Genomic DNA, 20,917 nt, shown 5'->3' on the forward strand with positions numbered 1-20,917 from the left:
GGGACTTAAATATTTATTTAGGTATAATCCGGACAAAAATTATTAATAATGGGGTTTTTATGGGTCAGACAATAACAGAAAAAATATTTAGTGAACACGTAGGAAGAGAAGTTTACGCAGGAGAAATTGTAAGAAGTCCAATTGATATGGTAATTGGAAATGATATTACTACTCCTATTTCTATTAGAGCATTTGAAGAAGGTGGATTTAAAGAATTAGCAAATCCAGATGGTTTTGCTATTGTTCTTGACCACTTTATTCCAGCGAAAGATATTGCATCTGCAAACCAAGCAAAAATCTCTAGAGATTTTGCAATGAAACATGATTTAAAACATTTCTTTGATGAAAAAGATATGGGTATTGAGCATGCATTATTACCAGAGAAAGGTTTAGTATTACCAGGTGATGTAATTATTGGTGCAGATTCACATACATGTACACATGGTGGTCTTGGAGCATTCTCTACAGGTATGGGTTCTACTGATATTTCATTTGGAATGATTACTGGTGGAAACTGGTTTAAAGTTCCTGAATCAATCAAAGTTGTTATGACTGGAAAACCGACTGAATATGTATCTGGAAAAGATATTATCTTAGAAGTAATTAGAATGTTAGGTGTTGATGGAGCACTTTATCAAACATTAGAATTTACTGGTGATACAGTACAATATTTATCTATGGATGATAGATTCTCTATTTGTAATATGGCTATTGAAGCTGGAGCAAAAAATGGTATTTTTGCTTATGATGAAATTACAGAAGAATTTTTAAAGAGAACTGCTGAATTAAATGATGGTTTAAGAGCTGAACCAAAAATTCACTACTCTGATGAAGATGCTAACTATACTAAAGTTATTGAAATTGATGTAGCAAATTTAGAGCCAGTTATTGCATATCCATTTTTACCAGATAATGGACATTCTGTTTCTCAAGCAGTTGCTGATGAAATCCGTGTTGACCAAGTATTTATAGGTTCTTGTACAAATGGAAGATTATCTGACTTTAAAGTAGCAGCAGAAATTATGAAGGGCAAAAAAGTTGCAAGACATGTAAGAATGATTTTAACTCCAGGTACTCAAAAAATTCTTAGAGATGCAACAAAAGCAGGATATATTGATATCTTAGTAGATGCTGGTGCTGTTGTATCAAATCCAACTTGTGGAGCATGTTTAGGTGGATATATGGGAATCTTAGGAGATAATGAAGTATGTATCTCTACTACAAATAGAAACTTTGTTGGAAGAATGGGATCTAGATCATCTAAAATCTATTTAGCAAATAGTGCAGTTGCTGCTGCATCTGCAATCTCTGGATATATTACTGACCCAAGAGGTTTATAAAAATGAACACTTCACCACTTGATATACCTTGTGTTATTCTTTGTGGTGGTAAAAGTTCAAGAATGGGAGAAGATAAAGCTCTTCTTCCTTTTGATTCTTCAAAAACACTTACTCAATACCAATTTGATAAATTAAAAAAGATTTTTAAAAAAGTATATCTTTCTTCTAAAGATAATAAATTTGATTTTATAAATAAAGAGCAATTAATAATTGATGATTCAGATATTTATTCTCCTATTATTGCCTTAAATTCTATTTTTACAAGTTTAAATGATAAGAATATTTTTATTATAACTGTTGATACTCCTTTAATAAAACTTGATTCAATTAAGAAACTAATTTCTTCACATAATAGTTATGATATTACTGTTGCAAAAACACATAGGATTCATAACCTTTGTGGTATATATAATAGAGAAAAATCTTTATTAGTTATAGATAAAATGCTTAGTGAAGATTTTCATAAAGTAGGCTTTTTATTAAAAGAGTTAAATACTCAATATATAAACTTTTCTAATGAAGATGAGTTCATAAATTTAAATGATAAAAATGAGTATAAAAAAGCTTTATCAATTATAAGTTAAATTAATAATAAATATTACTCATTTCAGAAATATATAAGTTTCGTATTATTTAATTTTTGATACTCTTACATATAAATTATACTTATAATAAGGATATTAGTATGTCTAATAATACTGAGTTAAAAGAAGCCTTGAATATAATCGATAAAGAGCTGAAAAACAAGGGTCTTTCAAGAAGGGAAGCATTAAAATTAGCAGGAATAGGTTCTGCTTCATTTTTAATGGGAAGTAGTGAGCTTGAAGCAGCTACAGTTGCAAATGCAAGTGATGTTAAAGCAAAAATTTTAATTATTGGTGGAGGTCTTGCTGGAATTGCAACAGCAGCAAGATTATCAAGTAGTTTATCAAATCCAGATATAACAGTAATAGAACCAAATCCTAAGTCTGTTTCATATCAACCAGGTAATACTTTAATTGCAGCAGGTATTTATACAAAAGATGATGTTATGTATGATACAAAAGATTTTGTACCAAATGGAGTTACTGTAATCAAAGATAGAGCAGTTGAATTTGATCCAGAAAACAATAAAGTAAAAACAGAAAATGGTGAAACTTTAGATTATGACTATATGGTTATTGCAGCAGGATTAAAATTAGATTTTGGAAAAATCCAAGGATTAGAAGAGATAGGAGAACTTACAACATTAGGTGATTCAAGTAAACTTATTTCAAAATTAAAAGATAGTGGTGTTTGTTCTATTTACTCAACAGATGGGGCAGTAGCTACTTGGGAAAATATGCAAAAACTTGTACAAGATGCAAAAGCTGGTAAGAAAGTAAATGCAGTATTTACTCATCCTAATACACCAATAAAATGTGGTGGAGCACCTAAAAAAATTATGTATCTTACAAATTCTAGATTAGAAGAAGCTGGTGCAAGACAAAATGCTGAACTTACTTTCTATCCAAATGGTGGAAACATGTTTGGAGTAAAAGAGTATCATGAAGCTATTTTAAAACAGTTTGAAGTAAGAGATTTTAAATGGCATTATAATCATAATCTAGTAGGAGTTGATTTAGAGAAAAAAATTGCAACTTTTGATAACTTCTGGGATGAAAAAGGTGAATATGATGCTGATTTAGGAGAATATGATATTGTAACTAAACATAAAGATGTTGAAGTTGAATATGACTTTTTACATATAACTCCACCAATGAAAGCTCCAGATGAAATTGGAAAATCTGCAATTGGTTCAGGAAAAGGTTGGGTTCCTGTAAATAAAGAGACATTACAACATATTAAATATAAGAATATCTTTTCATTAGGAGATATTGCGGCTGTACCTATGGGAAAAACTGGTGGAAGTGTAAGAAAACAATATAAAGTATTAGTTGATAACTTAATCTCTGCAATGGAGGGTAAAGAGTTAAAAGCTAAATATGAAGGATATACTGTTTGTCCATTAATTACTGATATTGGAAAAGTTATGCTTGCAGAATTTGATTGGAGTAAAAAACCAACACCTTCTTTCCCACTAGATCCAACAGTAGAGAGATATGTTTGGTGGTTATTAAAAGTATATATGTTAAAACCAATGACTCAATATGGATTATTAGCAGGAAGAGCATAATAGTGAAAAGAGAGATTAGCTTTATTCTTATTATATTTCTTATATTAACATTAGGAATGCATTATAATGAATTTCTAATCTCTCCTCTTCTTCATATACAAAATCTATCAACTGCAGGAGCTTATGGCTTTGACTCTTTTCACCCTTTAATATTTACATTATTAGTATATTTAATACTACTTATCCCAAGAACTATATTTAAAATAATTAGAAAAGTAAAACAAAAAAATAACTAATATAACTTTTGATTATATTATTTATAATAAAAAATAATTCTTACTAGATACCATAAAAAGGTGTTTTTTGTAACATTTTATGGTCAATAACAATAAAAAAATAATATTTTTTAAAAAAAATGAATATCAATTCAAAATTATCAATATAATTAATATTAAAGAGTATATAATATTTATATATTCATTGAAGGAGAAAGAAATGGATAAAAAAGATTTACTTAATGAGTTTGAAAAAGAACTGATTAAAAATGGGATATCAAGAAGAGATGCTTTAAAATTAATGGGATTAGGAACTGCAAGTGCAGCTTTATTAAATCCAATTGAATCTAAAGCCTCTGAAGCAAAAGCAAGTGATGTTAAAGCAAAGGTTGTAATAGTTGGTGGTGGATTATCAGGAATCTCAACAGCTGCAAGATTAATGAATTCATTAAGTAATCCAGATGTTACAGTAATAGAGCCAAGTGATGTGTCTGTTTCATATCAACCTGGGAATACTTTTATTGGTGCAGGAGTATATGAAAAAAAAGATGTAATGTATAATTTAAAAGATTTTATTCCTCAAGGAGTAAAACTTATTAAAGACAAAGCTATTGAATTTGACCCTGAAAATAATAGTTTAACAATTTCAAGTGGAGAAAAAATTACTTATGACTTTTTAGTTGTGGCAGCAGGGTTAACTTTAGATTTTGGGAAGATCAAAGGTTTAGAAGAGCTTGGTGATACATATACCATGGATGAAAAAAGTAAAATCAAAGAGTTATTTGATGGTACAGGAGTTAGTACAGTATATAATACTGATGCAGCTGTTTATACTTGGAAAAATATGCAAGCAACAATAGAAGAAGCTAAAAAAGGTAAAAAGTTAAATGCTATTTTTTCTCATCCCGATACTGCAATTAAATGTGGAGGGGCTCCTAAAAAGATGATGTATCTTATGGATGCAAGATTAAATGAAGCAGGAAAAGAAGTAAGAGCAAATGTAGATATGACTTTTTATCCAAATTCTACAAAGCTATTTTCTGTAAAAGAGTATGCAGATGCAATTCAAAAACAATATGAAGATAGAAATATGAAGTGGAAGTTTGCACATAATCTAAAAGAAGTTGATATAAAAAATAAAATTGCAACTTTTGAAAACTTTTGGGATGAAAAAGGGGATTGGGACCCTGATTTACAAGAGTATGATTTAGTAAGAAAAACTAAAAAAGTTGAAGTAAATTTTGATTTCTTACATGTAGCTCCTCCAATGAAAGCTCCAGATGAGATAGGAAAATCTTCAATTGGTTCAGGAAAAGGTTGGGTTCCTGTAAATAAAGAAACTCTTCAACATGTAAAATATAAAAATATCTTCTCTTTAGGAGATATAGCAGCAGTTCCATTAGGTAAAACGGGTGGAAGTGTAAGAAAACAATATAAAGTGGTTGTTGATAACTTAATCTCTGCAATGGAAGGAAAAGAGTTAAAAGCTAAATATGATGGATATACTGTATGTCCAATTATTACAGGAATTGGAACTGTAATGTTAGCTGAATTTGATTGGAGTATGAAACCAACTCCATCTTTCCCTCTTGACCCAACAAAAGAGAGATATATCTGGTGGTTATTAAAAGCATATATTCTAAAACCAATGACACAGTATGGAATGTTGTCAGGTAGAGCTTAATTTAAAAAAGGAGAAGAAAATGAAAGTAAAAAATGTATTAAAAAGTTTAGTAGTTGTAGGTTTACTTACAAGTAGTGCATATGCAAATGAGCCTGGAAATTTAATTAAGCCAAGCCCAAAAGTTGAATCAATGATTAAAAAGTTTAATCTTGAAGTAGTTGATTATAATTATGCAAAAGCAAAAGTAGGAAAAGGAACTCACAATGGAGCAAAAGCAATCTTTGTTGATGCTAGACCTTCTAAGATGTTCAAAGTAGGAACTATTCCTTCTTCTATAAATATTCCAGATACTGATTATGAGAAGTATGTAGGACAATTAAAAGATACACCAAAAAATAAAGAAATTTTAGTATTTTGTGGTGGGTGGAATTGTGGTAAATCTCCAAAAGTAGCTAATATGCTAAAAAAAGATGGTTTTACAAATGTTAAATTATATCAAGCAGGTGAACCTGAATGGGCAAAAAGAAACTATCAAGAAGTTGATTTAGTTGTAGCTCAAGCAGCACAAGTTAATAATAGTGCAGTATTAATTGATGCAAGACCATATAAAATGTTTTTAACAGAGACAATTGCAGGTTCAATCTCTATTCCTGATACAGAAGTAGAAAAATTAAAAGGAAGATTTCCAGTTCATCAAAATGAAAAAATCATTGTTTATTGTGGTGGATTTAAATGTGTTAAATCTCACAATGTTGCTAAAAAACTTATTTCTATGGGATATAGAGATGTAAATGTATTTGCAGGTGGATTACCAGAGTGGAAAAAAGCTGGTTTAAGTACAACTAAAAGTGCTGCAAAAGTAGATACAAAAAAAGTTTCTAATAAACCTACAATGAGTAAAAATGGGGCTAAATTAGGTGTTGATGAAGGAAGTATTAATGGAGAATGGTTAAACTCTTTAATTAAAGAGGATAAAGTACCTGCATTTATCCAAATTGTTGATGTAACTGACCCAAGTGAGTTTAAAAATGGACATATCAAGGGTGCTATAAATATTCCTGCAGAAAAGTTATCAGCAAAAGAGCTTTTTGAAAAGCTTCCAAAAGGAAAAACAGTAGTATTTAACTGTACAGCTGGTGGAAGATCAATTGAAGCATGGACAAAATTAAAAGATGCAAAACTTGATATTAGTGAAGTTTTCTATTTTGATGCAAATGTTGATTGTAAAGGAAACTCTTGTAAAATTGAAGTAAATGAGGCTTTAGGTATTTAATACCTTTAGCTTTATTTTAAAGATAAAAAAAGGGGAAGAAAATTAATTCTTCCCCTTTTTTATATTTAGCAAATTTATTAATTATGCTGCTAATGCTTCTTTTGCTTTTACAACTAATGCTGTAAATGCTTGAGCATCATTCATAGCCATGTCAGCTAAGATTTTTCTATCTAACTCAATGTTAGCTAGTTTTAATCCATTCATGAATCTTGAGTAGTTAATATCATTTAATCTACAAGCAGCATTGATTCTTACGATCCAAAGCTTTCTAATATCTCTTTTCTTTTGTCTTCTATCTCTATAAGCATATACTAAAGAGTGTTCTAATTGCTCTTTTGCTTTTCTAAAGTGTTTTCTTCTTCCTGAGAAAAATCCTCTAGCTTGCTTTAAAACTTTTTTATGTCTTCTTCTTCTAACTACACCAGTTTTTACTCTAGGCATATTTTTCCTTTCTTTACTCTATTTTTTAATAGGTGTCGACACTCTTCATAATAGTGTTGTCGAACTTGTCCACTTATGTGGAGGGACTAAATAATTAACTTTTAAAAGTTAATTATGCTTGGCATAACATTCTTTTAACTCTAGTTGCATCAGCAGCATCTACAGTTTGTGGCCCTCTTAGAGCTCTTTTTCTTTTTTGAGTCATCTTAGTTAAGATGTGGCTTCTAAAAGCTGATCCTCTTGTAATAGAACCATTCTTTTTTACTTTAAATCTCTTTAAAGCACCACTGTTTGATTTCATCTTTGGCATCGTACAGTTCCTTTCTAATAAATTTGCATTTTCATAATTATGAAAAAGTGTGAGATTTTACTTAAAGTTTGCTTTATTTAAGTTTAAATAAAAATGGAAGGGAGGGCAGAGGGAGTAGCTCCTCTGCTAAATAAAATAGTTTGTGGAGATTATTTTATTGTGTATATTATTTTTTACTTTCAGCTTTAGGAAGAACCATCATATTTACAAATCTTCCTTCTTGCTTTGGAATTCCATCTCTTGTTCCATACTCTTCAAGCATTGGCCATACTCTTTCCAGTACTTCAACACCAGCTTCAGGATGAGCCATTTCTCGCCCCTTTAGAAATACTCTACACTTAACATGATATCCTTTTTCTAGGAATTCAACAGCATGTTTAACTTTATAGTTAACATCATTTTCTGCAATTTTTACAGAAAATTTAACTTCTTTAACTACAATTACTTTTTGTTTTTTCTTAGCTTCTTTTTTCTTTTTCTCTTGTTGGTATTTAAACTTACCATAATCCATGATTTTTGCAACAGGCGGTTTTGCTTCTGGTGCAATAAGAACTAAATCTAATCCTAATTCGTCTGCAGTGCTTAATGCATCTGTTGTTGATATAATTCCATAATTTGTACCATCATCTCCCATACACCTTACTTCTTTTGAAGTGATGTCCTCATTCATAATTACTTCTGGTTTTTTGTTTTGTCTACTCAAATTTTACTCCCTGATTTAATTTCATTTAACATATCAATGAACTCTTTTTTACTTATATTTGATTGTTCTCTATTTCTTCTATCTCTTAATGCAATAGTTTCATTAGCAACTTCTTCATCCCCAACAACAACAATCATTGGTACTCTTTGCTTTTCAGCCATTCTAATTCTTTTATTTAATGATTCATTCATATTAAAGATTTTTGAATCTATATCATTCTCTAAAAGCTCTTTTTGTAAAGATTTTGCATACTCAACATGAGTATCAGCAATTGGTACAAAAATAACTTGTGTTGGTGCTACTACAAATGGAAATTCACCAGCACAGTGTTCTGTTAAGATACCAACAAATCTTTCAAATGAACCAAGAATTGCTCTGTGAATCATAACAGGTTGTTCTTTTTCACCCTTATCATTTACATACTCAATATTAAATCTACTTGGTAAGTTCATATCTACTTGAACAGTACCACATTGCCATTTTCTTCCAATTGCATCAGTAATTTTAATATCAATTTTTGGTCCATAGAATGCACCTCCACCTTCATCAATTCCATAAGGTAGATTTTCTGAATCTAAGGCATCCATAATACCTTTTGTTGTTGCTTCCCAGAAAGCATCATCTCCAATTGCTTTTTTAGGTTTTGTTGAAACTTCCATTTCATATTTGAAATCAAATACTTTCATTAAGCTATCAACGAAATCTAATACTTCAATAATTACATCTTTGATTTGGTCTTTTGTACAAAAAATATGTGCATCATCTTGAGTAAATTCTCTAACTCTAAAAAGTCCATGCATTGCACCTGACATTTCATGTCTATGAACAACTCCATATTCAAAGAATTTAAGAGGTAGCTCTTTATATGATACTAAATCATTTTTAAAAATTTGAATATGTCCAACACAGTTCATTGGTTTAATTCCATACTCTTGCTCATCAATAGTAGTGAAATACATATTTTCTTTATAGTTATCATAGTGACCAGAAATTTTCCACATATCTGCTTTTAGCATCTCTGGACCTCTTACTGGCTCATAACCTCTAACTCTGTGAGCTTTATATAAAAGGTGTTCTAATTTACTTCTTAGTTTTGCACCATTAGGTAACCATAATGGAAGTCCTGCTCCAATTTCATCACTAAATGTGAATAGTTCTAATTCAGTTCCTAATTTTCTGTGATCTCTTTTTTTAGCTTCTTCAAGCATTCTAATGTAATCATTTAATTCTTTTTTATCAAAGAAAGCGATTCCATAGATTCTTGTGATCATTTCATTTTCTTCATCCCCACCTAAATAAGCACCTGCTACTCTTGTAAGTTTGAAGCTTCTAATCATTCTTGTATTAGGTACATGAGGCCCTCTACATAAATCTTCAAAATCACCTTGCTTATAAAGTGTTAATGTCTCATCAGTAATGTTTGCAAGAACTGCTTGTTTTAATTCATCATTTGCAAATTTTGTTTGAATCTCTTCTCTTGATGCTTCATATCTTTCAATCGGAAGTTTAGCATTCGCTAAATCTTTCATCTTTTTTTCAATTTTTGGAAGATCTTCATCAGAGATTTTTTCTTCTGTTTTAAAGTCGTAGTAAAAACCTTCTTTTACAACAGGACCAACAAAGAATTTTGCATCTGGGTATAGTTCTTTGATAGCTTGTGCCATTAAGTGAGCACATGAGTGTTTTAATATCTCTAGAGATTCAGGAGAGTTGTCAGCTTTAATCTCATCTCCACTTAAGTTTAAAGCCTCCGCTGTTTGAAGGTCATAGATTTGGCCTTCTTTTAATATACCAATAGGTTCCAATAAATTCCTTTTTTCCTTAAAAGTTTTTAAAATTCTTATATTTTATCTTAAATGCTCTTAAACTTAATCTTAACAGTTACTTATTAAGTAAAAATTGCTAAAATAGTGTATGATTTTGAACCTATCTAAAATAAAAACTGAAGCCTTATTACTGTTCTGCAAAGATTTAATTCTTTCATATAAAGATAACAAAGATAATTTTTTTGATATAGATAAAGAGTTAGTAGATTATATAAACTCTATTTCTGATGAAATATTAAAACAGATAAATAATGTAACTTTTCCTACAGAGCATTATATAAATAATAAAAAACACTATAGAATTAATGCTGTATTAAAAGCATATGACTTTATAAATAATACTTTGACTAAAGAGTTTGAGAAAATAGAAGAATCAAAGAGGGTATTTAATCCTTCAATGCTTTATTTTTCAATGCTTGCTGTTTGGTTTAAAGAGTTAGACAAAGAGAGTCGTTCTAAAGAATATATCTATTTTACTATTTATCCTTATGCTAATGTTTATGACAAACTTTTAATTAATATAAAAGATGAAACTTTTAAAAAAATAAATATTCTTATGCTAGAGCTAGCAGAAGCCTTGATTTATAAATATGATGCCATCTCATTTAAATAAGAATTACTTATAATATAAATATAAATAAAATTAATCTTAACTTATGTATAATTCTCCTAAATAATTTAGTAAGGAGAGTTATGAAACTTTTATTAAGCAAAATTTTTGCACTTATCATGGTTTTCTCTTTTTCTCAGGCAAGTGAGTTAAAGATAATTGATTTTACAGAAGCTAAAAAGCTTTTTGAAAATAAAGAAGCACTATTTTTAGATGCTAGAGGTGAGAAACTTTATATGAGAGGAACTATTTTAGGTTCTTTAAATTTACCTGTAAATAGATTTTCAAAAAGTGTAGGACTTTTACCTATAAATAAAAATGCAAAAATAGTATCTTTTTGTAATGGTTTTAAATGTGAGAAATCAGATGAATTAGCTGTACTTTTAGAAAAAGAGGGATATAGTAATGTTCTAGTTTATAAAGGTGGTTATCCTGAGTGGAAAGAAAAAGCTATGCCTTTAATGGCTTTAAAAGCTGAAGAAGTTCAACAAGAGAATAAAGTTATTGAAGCTAAAGGTAAAAAATATCAAGTAAAAGGTGCAACAATCTTTTTAGGACAAGATAAGGGAATGATTGATCAATTTTGGTTTGAGAAAGTAGTATTAAATGATTTACCAAAAAATGTTCAACTTATTGATATTAGAAAAGAGAGTGATTTTAAAGAGGGTCATATTAAAGGTGCTATAAATGCTCCTTGGGATTCAAAAGCTGAAAAAATTGATTTATCAAAAGTATCAACTGATAAAGTTTTAGTATTTTATTGTAATACAGGTATGCAATCAGCTGAAGCTGCACTTAGTCTAAAGAAAAGAGTAGGTAAAGATATATTTTATTTTGATGCAAATGTAAGTTGTGAAAAGAATAATTGTAAAGTTGAAGCAAACGAGAATCTATAAGAGGATTATCCTCTTATAGTAATCTGATTAACAAGCAGGAACATTTCCTGAATCATTTGCGTACTCATATGAGAAATCATAAAGATGAGGAACCCAAGAATCATTAATATCTGCTTCTTTTACTTCTGGACAAATTGTCATCATCTCTTTTTTAAAGTTACCTGCTTCATTAATTGAAGCCCACTCAGATTGAGAATGTTTTGCTGCAAATTTAGCACCATTGAATCCACATTTTGATTTAAATTTTTTAATAAAAATCTTTTGACCCTTTCTTGCATCAGCAGAAGCTGTTGTTGAAGCAACTCCTAATAATAAAACAGCAGCCATAGTAAGCTTTAAAAATCTAGTCATTATTCATCTCCTAATATATAATTTGGTATCATTATATCTAATTTTGATAAAAATAATACTTATACAAGTATAAGAAAAAGTGATAAAAATTGAAATACTATATTTTAAAAGAGATTGTAAAGTATCTCCAAGAAGAAGCCCAAGTTATAAAACATATAAGAAGAATTGATAATAACTTAATTATAATAGAATTTAATAATAAAAACTCTATTTATTTTGATATGAGTAAAGGGAAAAGTTATATTTATAAGAAAAATGGAGAAAAAACATCAAAAAAAGACTTTAATGCTCCTTTTGATGTAGTCCTTCAAAAAAGATTTATCAATGCAAGAATCGAAAACATCGAGATTTATAATGAAGATAAGATAATAAATATAAAAGTTAACTCTTCCTCTTCTTATAAAAAACTAACAACTATTTTACAATTAGAGTTTACCGGTAAACATACAAATGCAATTATTTTAGATGAAAATAGAATTATTTTAGAAGCCTTAAGGCATATTGATGAATTTGCATCAAGTAGAGTTGTAAAAGTAGGGGTAAAATTAGATGAGATACCAAAAAATGATTTTATTCCAAAAATAGAAGAGATTAAAGATGTGGAAGAGTATCTTTTTGATGTATATAAAAAAATAGAAAAAGAGAATCTTGAAAATCATAGAAAACAAAAAATTACTCAAGTAAATAAAAAGTTAAAAAAGTTACAAAAGACTTTAGAAACATTACCTAAAAAAGAGGATTTGGAGATTGAGTCTAACTCTTTATATGAAAAAGCTAATTTAATTCTTGCAAATTTACATAGTATAAAACCATATCAAGATGTTTTAGAAACCTATGACTATCAAGGAAATAGCATTACAATAGAGTTAGATACTAGATATCAAGCCTCAACTTTTTCAAATAATCTATTTAAAAAAGCAAAAAGAGCAAAACAAAAAGCTAATAATATTAAGATAGAAAAATCAAATTTAGAAGAGAAAGTTGAGTTTTTAAAGAGGTTGATAAACAATATTAACTCTTGTTCTAGTATTGATGAAATAGAGTTTTTACTTCCTAAGAAGCAGAAAAATCAAGCTCGTACAAAAAAGAGTCAAAACTATGAAAGCTTTTTTTATGAAGGTTATAAAATTATGCTTGGAACAAATGAAAGAGAAAATATTTATTTATTAGAAAATTCAAAAGCAAGTGATTTTTGGTTTCATTTAAAAGATGCTCCCTCTTCACATGTTATTGTTCAAAATAGTAAAAAAACAATTCCTGGAAATGTTATTGAAAAAGCTGCAAAAATATGTGCTCAATTTTCAACAGATTTTGAAGGGGCTTATAGTGTAGATTATACTCAAAGAAGAAATGTTAAAATACAGCATGGAGCAAATGTTTTATATAATCCCTATACAACAATAAAAGTTAATATATGAATAAACTATTAACAAATTCTTGGATATAATTTAATTTAATAATATATTAGGTTTTATTTTGATTATTAAAAAAGTATTAGTTATATCATATTCCCAAACAGGACAATTAAGCCAAGTAACAAACTCCATGTTAGCACCTCTTGAAGAGGATGAAAATATCGAAGTGGTTTATAAGAAAATTGAGCCACTTAAGCCTTATCCTTTTCCTTGGGATTTTATGAGTTTTATGGATTGTTTTCCTGAATCTGTATATTTAGATCCACCAAAAATTAAAGAGATTGAAGAGGATGACAATGACTATGATTTGATAATTTTACCTTATCAAGTATGGTTCTTATCTCCTTCTTTACCTATTACTGCATTTTTAAAAAGTGATTATGCAAAAAGAAAATTAAAAGGTAAACCTGTAATTACTCTTATTGGTTGTAGAAATATGTGGGTAATGGCACAAGAAAAAATGAAACAGTTACTTACTGAGGTTGAAGCTAAACTAATTGATAATATAGTTTTAATAGACCAAGGAAACTCTCTTGCAACTTTTATTACAACACCTAGATGGATGTTAACAGGGAAAAGAGACTCTTTATGGGGAATATTCCCTGAAGCTGGGATTTCAAAAAAAGATATAAAAGAGGCATCAAGATTTGGAAAAGCAATAAAACAAGCTTTAGCAAAAGATGAAGAAAAAAAACAAAAATCTATTTGTTCTGGTTTAAATACAGTAAATGTAGATGAGAAGCTAATTAAAAGTGAACAAATTGGAACTAAGAGTTTTATGATTTGGGGAAAACTTATTAGAAAAGTAGGAAAACAAGGTGAAGCAAAAAGAAAACCGATTGTGATACTTTATGTTGTTTTTTTACTTTTAATGATTATTACCATTGTTCCAATAAATATGCTAGTTCAAACTATAATAAGAAAAATAAATAAAGAAAAAATATTAGAACAAAAAAAGATTTATGAAGCACCCTCTGGAAGTGCGAAAGATAGAATGAAGGATTTTTCAGCAGATGAATAAAGTTTATATAAACAATATACAAAAGTTTATGCCAAATGAACCAGTTTATAACGATGAAATGGAAGATTATTTAGGTTATATTGGTGGAAAAAAATCAAAAGCTAAAAATATTGTTTTAAGAAGTAATGGAATAAAAAGAAGATTTTATGTTTTAGAAAAGGGTAGTTTAAAACCTCTTTTCACAAATGCTCAAATTACTGCAAATGCAATAAAAAAATTAGAAAATGAGAGTTTTAAATTAAAAGATTTAGAAGCTTTATCATGTGGAACAACTTTAGCTGACCAACTATTACCTGGACATACCTTGATGGTACAAGGGGAATTAGGTATAAATGAAGTTGAAACTTTAAGTGCTTCTGGAATTTGTCTAAGTGGTATAAATGCTTTAAAATATATCTATTATGGAATAAAAGCAGGGGAGCTTAAAAATGGAGTTTCAACTGGTTCTGAAACTTCATCAATGGTTTTAAATTCAAAAAACTTTAAAGAAGAGTCTGATTATAAAGAGTTAGAAAATAATCCAGGAATAGAGTTTGAAAAAGATTTCCTAAGATGGATGCTTTCAGATGGTGCAGGGGCTATGCTTTTAGAAGATAAACCAAATAAACAAGGCTTATCTTTAGAGATAAAATGGATTGATATATTATCATATGCTGGTGAAATGCCAATTTGTATGTATAGTGGTTGTGAAGTGGATGATAAGAATAATGTAACTCCTTGGAGAGCTTTTGAACAACAAGAAGTTATGAATAAATCGCTTTTATCAATAAAGCAAAATGTGAAACTTTTAAATGAAAATATTACTGAATACACTGTGACAAAACCTATTAAAAAAATATTAGAAAAAAGAGGTTTAAAAGAGGAAGACATCTCTTATTTTGTGCCTCACTACTCTTCAAAATTTTTTAGAGAAAAACTATATGAAGGTATGAAAAAAGGTGGTTTAGAAATTCCTTATGAAAAATGGTTTACAAATCTAACTGAATTTGGAAACACAGGTTCAGCTTCAATTTATATTATGCTTGAAGAACTTTTTAACTCAAATAGATTAGTTAAGGGGCAGAAAATTCTTTGTTATGTTCCTGAAAGTGGAAGATTCTCTACTTCATTTATGTATTTAGAAGTGGTTTAATGGAAAAAATTGAAGTTCCAAAAGAGGAGAACAAAGTTTTAGAAGGTCATCAAAAAGTGATGTATACAACAACTGAAACTGGTGATTTTCAAAGAACTAACTATGGAAGTTCAGTAGAAGAATTTGCTACACAAACTGCTGTTGAAGAGTTTGAAGTTTTAAAGCAAGAAAGCATTGAAAATATTAAAAGAGGTATTAGTTCTCCTCTTGAATATTTTATGTATGAAAATAGAATGGATTTAGCTACTTTAGCAAGTGTTGTTGGAATGTTTCAATTTAGAGTAAAAAGACATCTCAAAATGAGTAATTTTAAAAAATTAAATGAAAAGATTCTTGCAAAATATGCTGAAGCATTTAATATTAAAATAGAAGAGTTAAAGGATTTTAAAGTATGAGTGAAAAGTTTGAACACTCTCAATTTGCACACTGTGAGAGTGGGGTTGTTTCAACTTTATTAACTCATTATGGTTTAAAGCTTAGTGAGCCAATGGTTTTTGGACTTACAAGCTCTTTATCTTTTGTTTTTCTTCCTATTATAAAACTTAATAATATGCCACTTATTGCGTATAGAGAGTTACCTAAAAATATTGTTAATAAAGTATCTAGAGTTTTAGGTATAGAGATTGTTAAAAAAACATATAAAAATGGTATTGAAGCAAATAAAGATTTAACTAAATTTGTTGAAGAAAAAAAATTGGTTGGGCTTCAAACCTCAGTATTTTATTTGCCATATTTTCCAAAAGATATGAGGTTTCACTTTAATGCACATAATCTCTTAGTATATGGAAAAGAAGGAAGTAACTACAAAGTATCTGACCCTGTTTTTGAAGAGCCAGTTTTATGTGATGAAAAAGAGCTTACAAAAGCCAGATTTGCTAAAGGAGTATTTGCTCCAAAAGGTTTTATGTATTATCCTAAAAATATTCCAAGTAATCTTGATTTATCTTTAATTGTTAAAAAAGCAATTAAAAAAAATGCAAAATCAATGTTAACTCCTTTTCCATATGCGGGAGTAAAAGGAATGAGAACCTTAGCTAAAAAGATTTCAAAGTTAAGCTCTAAAGATGAAAGATATTTAAAAAACTATTTAACTCATATTGTTAGAATGCAAGAAGAAATAGGAACTGGTGGTGGAGGTTTTAGGTTTTTATATGCTGCTTTTTTAAAAGAATCAAAACAGTATAACTTAAACCAAGAACTGCTAGATGAGGCTTCATCTTTACTTGTAAAATCTGGAAATACTTTAAGAGAGTTTGCCTTACTTTGTGTTGAAGCTAGTAAAAAAATAGAGAAGTTTGATAGAAGTAAAATTGCCCAAAAACTGATTGAAGCTTCAAAATATGAAGAAGAGGCTTTTATCTTATTAAAAAAAATATAATAGAACTTAAACTTTAAGTTCTATTGTAATGAAGTTATCTTTTGCATCTTTAGCAATATAAAGATGTTCTCCTTTAAATTCAAGTAATTCAAGTATTCTTAAAGCTCCTTCACAGGCATAAAAATCCTCTGAGATAAAAACTTTTTCTTGGGGTAGTTTAGAGCTTAACTCCTCATCTGCAAGAGCAAAGTGATTAAGAGTGATTTTTGAGTACTCTTTATTCTTTTTTGAGAAAAGTTCTTCTAAATTAGAAAACTCTTCAATCTTTATAATTTTTCCAAGGGCATTTTCACTATTGTTATTTAAGTATAACCAACAGGTTCCATCTTTTGATTCTGTTTTTTTTGCAAGATTGATATAGTTTTCATAGGCTTTTATCTCTTCTAAGGATTCATCAACTCCACCAATTAAGACATCCTTTACCTCTTCTATCTCTAAGTCAAAAAGTGCAAGTTGTAAAGATTTTTCAAAAGATAAGCATTGAGAGGTTAAAAGCATATTTTTAGCTTTTTTATTTAATGCTTGAGAAACATAAAAACTTACATTATTGCTATTGATATTTAAAAAATCAAAAGGCATAACAATATTGTTCTCTTCATTTATCGTTTGTAAGATTTTATAAACATCATTAATAGGTCCATATTCACTTGCTACATAAATTCCAAGGTTTTGGCTTAAGTCTATATCATTTGTAGCTTTTAAAGCTCCTAACACTGCTAAAACATTAAACTTACTTGATCTTCTAAGATTTATTTTTGAAAGCTCTTTTAGCTCTTTTCTATACTCTTTTACATCTGTGTTGGAATTGATAAATTTATAAGCAGAGTGAATATACATATTAAGCCTTATTACTTAAGATAATTGAACTATTATTCCCGCCAAAGGCAATATAGTTTAATAAAATAGTTTGTTTCTCTTTACAAGTTTGATTTTCTAATATTGGAGTAAAGGCTAAATCTTCAATTGGCTCTTCAAAACCAAAAGTAGCAGGTAAAAAACCATTTTTTATAGCTTCTAACATTAATGTAATTTCATTTGTACCACAAGCACCTAAGGTGTGTCCTATTATTGGTTTAAGTGCAGTAACTTTTGTTTTGCTTTTATATTTTTCAAATAATAAAGATAGAGCTTTTGCCTCAGAAGAGTTATTATTTTCACTTCCTGTTGCATGTGCTTTTATACAATCTATATCTTCTATCTTTAAATTTGCTTTTTCTAAAGATTGATTCATTGCTTCAAAAATAGGAACTCCCGATGGATCACTTGTAGTTTCAGAGTAGTTATCACAAACATTTGAAGAGCAGATATATCTAAAATCTTTTTCATCTCTTTTTTTATCTTCAAGAACTATTGCAGAGCAAGCTTCTCCTAAAATAATGCCATCACTATTTTTATCAAAGGGTCTATAAATTTTTGATTTAGATAGAAGCATTAGTGAAGAAAAACCACCTAAAGTAGATTTATTAAAAAGTTCAAAGCCAATTACAATTGCTCTTTTGATTTTTTTCTTTTCTATCATTTTAGCTGCGTAAGCTAGAGCATTTACACTTGAAGTACAAGCCGTTGAGAAAAGTAGGGGTTTATGTTTTGAGTTCAAGATTTTTTTAACATACTCTCCAATAGCTCCATTTCCAATATCTTTAAACTCAAAGTTACAAGTACTTTTGTCATAGTTGTTTTTGAACTCTTCATTTGTTCCCATTTCCATAGAAGTAGAACCAAGAAAAATATGTAAATCCTCTTGTTCTTCTTTTGAAAGTTTTGCCTCTTTTATTGCCTCTAAAACTACTTTTTCTAAAATCTTTTGAAATCTTTCTTCTTTTGAATAATCATAATTATAAATTTTATAAAAAGTCTTTTCTTTAAAAAGCTCTTCTAAATACTCTTTGTAGTTTTTAAATGAAAGCTTTTTTAAATTGGAGATAATATCTTGTTTATTATCTCCAATATTACAAACTAAAGATGTTCCTGTGATATATGCGTTCAAAATTATTCCGGTTGAATGTAGTCTGCCAAAGTATTTATTGATGCCATAATTTTTCTAAGTTTTTTACTATCATTTGCATCTATTCCATATTTTTTATGTAAAGCCATAGATATTTGAAGGGCATCCATTGAGTCTAATTCTAATTTTGAGTCTGAACCAAAAAGTATTTCATCATCACTTATCTCTTCGGCTTCAATATCTTTATCACACTCTTCAATAATTAACTCTTTTAATTCTAATTTTAACTTTTCATCTTTAGACCCTATCAAGTCATCTCCTCTTTTTTAATAATGTATATGCTAATAAAAGGCAAATTATAGCAAAAACTATCATGTTATATAAATATGTAGAAATATCATTAAAACTTCCACCTCTGACAAAAACCTCTAAAAAGCTTTCTAGTCCCCAAGACATCGGTGAATAATCTGAAAAATCTTGCATAAATTTAGGCATTACAAATTTAGGTACCATTATCCCACCAATTGCTGCAAGAATAATATTTGATACTCCTCCAATTGTAGTTGCCTCTTCCGTTGTCTTACTTATATTTGCAATTAAAAGTGCAAAAGAGATAGAAGCAAAACTAAGGGCTGATGAGACTAAAAAGATTAAAGCAATATTTCCTTTTATCTCTAAAGAATCTCCACCTAAAAGAGGAACAAGATAGATACCTACAAGTATCATAAAAACTACTTGTATTTGATTTATAAAATAATAAGGAATGATTTTTCCTAATAAAATAGGAAATAAAGATACCTTGATACTTCTAATTCTATCAATTGTTCCAAAGTTTTTTTCATTTATAAATGTATTTGAAATAGGAATAAGTATAAAAAACATAGAAAATACAAGCCAAGCTGGTACACTTTGTTGTGTAGAGCTAGGTTCTATCTCAAAGTTATCTTTTTTATAGATATAGTTATTTTGAATTTTTGCTTCAAAATCTAAAACATTTTTTGTATCAATTTTTTGTGCAAGCATTAAATCTTCTAAAATAATTTTGGTACTTGCATTTGAAATAAGATTTTTTAAAAGTTCAATTTTCTGCAAAGAGATATCTGGTTTACTATAAATGCTTACTTTGAAATTATCATCATTTAGTTTGATTCTTTCAATATAATCTCTTTGAATCTCTATTATAAAATCATATTCTTGTTTATATAGAGTCTCTTTTTTATTCTCTATTTCTAAGTATTTTGCTTCAAAGAAATTACTTTTATTTAGACTCTCAATCATAGTTTTTATAGATTTATTATTTTTTGAACTACTAATAGCTACTTTTAAAGGAGTATCCACGCTATTAGAATAGCTGTTTTTTAAAGCTAAAGACATAATTAAAATAAAAATAACAGGCATTACAAAAAGAACTAATAAAGCATGTAAGTCTCTAAGAATAAGGGTAAACTCTTTTTTTAGTAAATATTTAAACATTAGTCTCTTAAATCCTGTTTTGTTAAAGATAAAAACATCTCTTCAAGATTTTTATATCCAAACTCACTATTTTTTATTTGCTCTTTATTCTCTTGAAAAATAATTTTAGAGTTATCTAAAATAGCTATTTCATCGCATAAGTATTCAACTTCTTCCATATAATGAGAAGTATAAATGATAGTTGTTTTCTCTTTTTTATTAATCTCTTTAATTACTTCTAAAATATATTTTCTTGATTGTGGGTCAATTCCAACAGTTGGTTCATCAAGATATAGAATTTTTGGTTTATTTAATAATCCAATTGCAATATTTAATCTTCTTTTTAAGCCCCCTGAAAAACTATGAGCTTGTTTGTTTATATATTTTTCTAAAGAGCAAACTTCAACACAATAGTTTATTCTTTTTTTAAGAGCTTCATTTTTTAAACCATATAAAGAGGCAAAAAACTCTAAATTTTCATAGGCAGTTAATTTAGGATAAAAAGCATAACTTTGTGGAACGATACTACAAATAGATTTTATTTCCTTTTGATTAGTATCTAAACTTTTACCTGCAATCTCAATTGTGCCTGAATCTTTAGGAATTAAAAAGTTTAATATAGATAATAAAGTGGTTTTCCCTGCACCATTTGGACCTAATAAGCCAAAAAGTGTGCCCTCTTTTACTTCTAAATTAAGATTGTCTAAGACAAGATTTTTTTTATATGATTTGCATAGATTTTTTATGACTATTGACATTAAATAATATTTCCCTTTTATAAAGTGGAGTATAACAAAATTTAGATTATTTTAATTTTTATTAAAACTACT

Annotated in this window: 22 protein-coding genes; 12 read left to right on the forward strand and 10 right to left on the reverse strand. The window is 28.5% G+C overall.

Annotated elements, in window-relative coordinates; genetic code table 11:
- Window positions 1–59 precede the first annotated feature (59 nt).
- From ABIV_RS00945 to ABIV_RS00970, 5 genes are all read left to right on the forward strand, one after another.
- Window positions 60–1,340 (forward strand): 3-isopropylmalate dehydratase large subunit, encoded by a 1,281-nt coding sequence (locus ABIV_RS00945; protein WP_114838117.1) that lies wholly within the window; start codon window positions 60–62, stop codon window positions 1,338–1,340.
- Window positions 1,341–1,342: 2 nt separating this feature from the next.
- Entirely contained in the window at window positions 1,343–1,924 is a 582-nt protein-coding gene (mobA, locus tag ABIV_RS00950) for a molybdenum cofactor guanylyltransferase MobA (protein ID WP_114838118.1), read from the forward strand.
- Window positions 1,925–2,025: 101 nt separating this feature from the next.
- Entirely contained in the window at window positions 2,026–3,495 is a 1,470-nt protein-coding gene (locus ABIV_RS00955) for an NAD(P)/FAD-dependent oxidoreductase (protein ID WP_114838119.1), read from the forward strand.
- A gap of 435 nt (window positions 3,496–3,930) precedes the next feature.
- On the forward strand, window positions 3,931–5,394 hold the full coding sequence (locus ABIV_RS00965; protein WP_162917961.1) for an NAD(P)/FAD-dependent oxidoreductase: 1,464 nt from the start codon (window positions 3,931–3,933) through the stop codon (window positions 5,392–5,394).
- A gap of 19 nt (window positions 5,395–5,413) precedes the next feature.
- A complete protein-coding gene (locus ABIV_RS00970) occupies window positions 5,414–6,607 on the forward strand; it encodes a rhodanese-like domain-containing protein (RefSeq protein WP_114838121.1) in 1,194 nt (397 codons plus the stop codon).
- 81 nt (window positions 6,608–6,688) lie between these two features.
- Here ABIV_RS00970 and rplT read toward each other — a convergent pair whose 3' ends face one another.
- The 4 genes from rplT to thrS form a co-directional block, all read right to left on the reverse strand.
- Window positions 6,689–7,048 (reverse strand): 50S ribosomal protein L20, encoded by a 360-nt coding sequence (rplT, locus tag ABIV_RS00975; RefSeq protein WP_114838122.1) that lies wholly within the window; start codon window positions 7,046–7,048, stop codon window positions 6,689–6,691.
- A 112-nt stretch (window positions 7,049–7,160) separates the two neighbouring features.
- On the reverse strand, window positions 7,161–7,358 hold the full coding sequence (gene rpmI / locus ABIV_RS00980) for a 50S ribosomal protein L35 (RefSeq protein WP_114838123.1): 198 nt from the start codon (window positions 7,356–7,358) through the stop codon (window positions 7,161–7,163).
- Window positions 7,359–7,524: 166 nt separating this feature from the next.
- A complete protein-coding gene (infC, locus tag ABIV_RS00985) occupies window positions 7,525–8,028 on the reverse strand; it encodes a translation initiation factor IF-3 (RefSeq protein WP_114840418.1) in 504 nt (167 codons plus the stop codon).
- 29 nt (window positions 8,029–8,057) lie between these two features.
- A complete protein-coding gene (gene thrS, locus ABIV_RS00990; protein WP_114838124.1) occupies window positions 8,058–9,866 on the reverse strand; it encodes a threonine--tRNA ligase in 1,809 nt (602 codons plus the stop codon).
- A gap of 109 nt (window positions 9,867–9,975) precedes the next feature.
- On the opposite strand from thrS, the gene ABIV_RS00995 reads away from it, so the two are divergent.
- Together ABIV_RS00995 and ABIV_RS01000 are read left to right on the forward strand one after the other, a co-directional pair.
- Window positions 9,976–10,500: a hypothetical protein gene (locus tag ABIV_RS00995; protein WP_114838125.1), complete on the forward strand. Its 525-nt coding sequence runs from the start codon at window positions 9,976–9,978 to the stop codon at window positions 10,498–10,500.
- A gap of 80 nt (window positions 10,501–10,580) precedes the next feature.
- Window positions 10,581–11,393 carry a rhodanese-like domain-containing protein gene (locus ABIV_RS01000; protein WP_114838126.1) on the forward strand — a complete coding sequence of 271 codons (813 nt, stop codon included), beginning with the start codon at window positions 10,581–10,583 and terminating at the stop codon, window positions 11,391–11,393.
- Window positions 11,394–11,420: 27 nt separating this feature from the next.
- Here the strand turns inward: ABIV_RS01000 and ABIV_RS01005 are convergent, their stop codons facing one another.
- Window positions 11,421–11,744 (reverse strand): cytochrome C, encoded by a 324-nt coding sequence (locus ABIV_RS01005; protein ID WP_114838127.1) that lies wholly within the window; start codon window positions 11,742–11,744, stop codon window positions 11,421–11,423.
- An 89-nt stretch (window positions 11,745–11,833) separates the two neighbouring features.
- On the opposite strand from ABIV_RS01005, the gene ABIV_RS01010 reads away from it, so the two are divergent.
- Genes ABIV_RS01010 through darH form a run of 5 tightly spaced genes read left to right on the forward strand, consistent with a single transcriptional unit; the run spans window position 11,834 to window position 16,690 of the window.
- The gene (locus ABIV_RS01010) at window positions 11,834–13,162 is read left to right on the forward strand and encodes an NFACT RNA binding domain-containing protein (protein ID WP_114838128.1); all 1,329 of its coding nucleotides are present in this window, start codon (window positions 11,834–11,836) and stop codon (window positions 13,160–13,162) included.
- Between the two features lie 58 nt (window positions 13,163–13,220).
- Window positions 13,221–14,180 carry a dialkylrecorsinol condensing enzyme gene (locus ABIV_RS01015; protein WP_228254320.1) on the forward strand — a complete coding sequence of 320 codons (960 nt, stop codon included), beginning with the start codon at window positions 13,221–13,223 and terminating at the stop codon, window positions 14,178–14,180.
- Window positions 14,173–15,312, forward strand: coding sequence for a beta-ketoacyl-ACP synthase III (locus ABIV_RS01020; RefSeq protein WP_114838129.1), 1,140 nt, complete (start codon window positions 14,173–14,175; stop codon window positions 15,310–15,312). The genes ABIV_RS01015 and ABIV_RS01020 overlap by 8 nt, the downstream gene beginning before the upstream one ends.
- Entirely contained in the window at window positions 15,312–15,707 is a 396-nt protein-coding gene (locus ABIV_RS01025) for a DarG family dialkylresorcinol biosynthesis protein (RefSeq protein ID WP_114838130.1), read from the forward strand. Before ABIV_RS01020 ends, ABIV_RS01025 begins: the two co-directional genes overlap by 1 nt.
- Window positions 15,704–16,690 (forward strand): BtrH-related acyltransferase DarH, encoded by a 987-nt coding sequence (gene darH, locus ABIV_RS01030; protein ID WP_114838131.1) that lies wholly within the window; start codon window positions 15,704–15,706, stop codon window positions 16,688–16,690. The genes ABIV_RS01025 and darH overlap by 4 nt, the downstream gene beginning before the upstream one ends.
- A gap of 6 nt (window positions 16,691–16,696) precedes the next feature.
- Here the strand turns inward: darH and ABIV_RS01035 are convergent, their stop codons facing one another.
- From ABIV_RS01035 to ABIV_RS01055, 5 genes are read right to left on the reverse strand one after another with little or no spacing between them, the layout of a single operon-like run.
- Window positions 16,697–17,527, reverse strand: coding sequence for a hypothetical protein (locus tag ABIV_RS01035; RefSeq protein WP_114838132.1), 831 nt, complete (start codon window positions 17,525–17,527; stop codon window positions 16,697–16,699).
- Between the two features lies 1 nt (window position 17,528).
- Window positions 17,529–18,677 (reverse strand): beta-ketoacyl synthase N-terminal-like domain-containing protein, encoded by a 1,149-nt coding sequence (locus tag ABIV_RS01040; protein WP_228254321.1) that lies wholly within the window; start codon window positions 18,675–18,677, stop codon window positions 17,529–17,531.
- Between the two features lie 2 nt (window positions 18,678–18,679).
- Window positions 18,680–18,946, reverse strand: a complete 267-nt coding sequence (locus ABIV_RS01045) for a phosphopantetheine-binding protein (RefSeq protein ID WP_114838134.1) — start codon at window positions 18,944–18,946, stop codon at window positions 18,680–18,682.
- A 1-nt stretch (window position 18,947) separates the two neighbouring features.
- Window positions 18,948–20,108, reverse strand: coding sequence for an ABC transporter permease (locus ABIV_RS01050; protein ID WP_114838135.1), 1,161 nt, complete (start codon window positions 20,106–20,108; stop codon window positions 18,948–18,950).
- Complete coding sequence (locus ABIV_RS01055; RefSeq protein WP_114838136.1) at window positions 20,108–20,845, reverse strand: ABC transporter ATP-binding protein; 738 nt, start codon at window positions 20,843–20,845, stop codon at window positions 20,108–20,110. The genes ABIV_RS01050 and ABIV_RS01055 overlap by 1 nt, the downstream gene beginning before the upstream one ends.
- Between the last annotated feature and the right edge of the window lie 72 nt (window positions 20,846–20,917).

Source organism: Halarcobacter bivalviorum (genome assembly GCF_003346815.1).
GTDB lineage: Bacteria > Campylobacterota > Campylobacteria > Campylobacterales > Arcobacteraceae > Halarcobacter > Halarcobacter bivalviorum.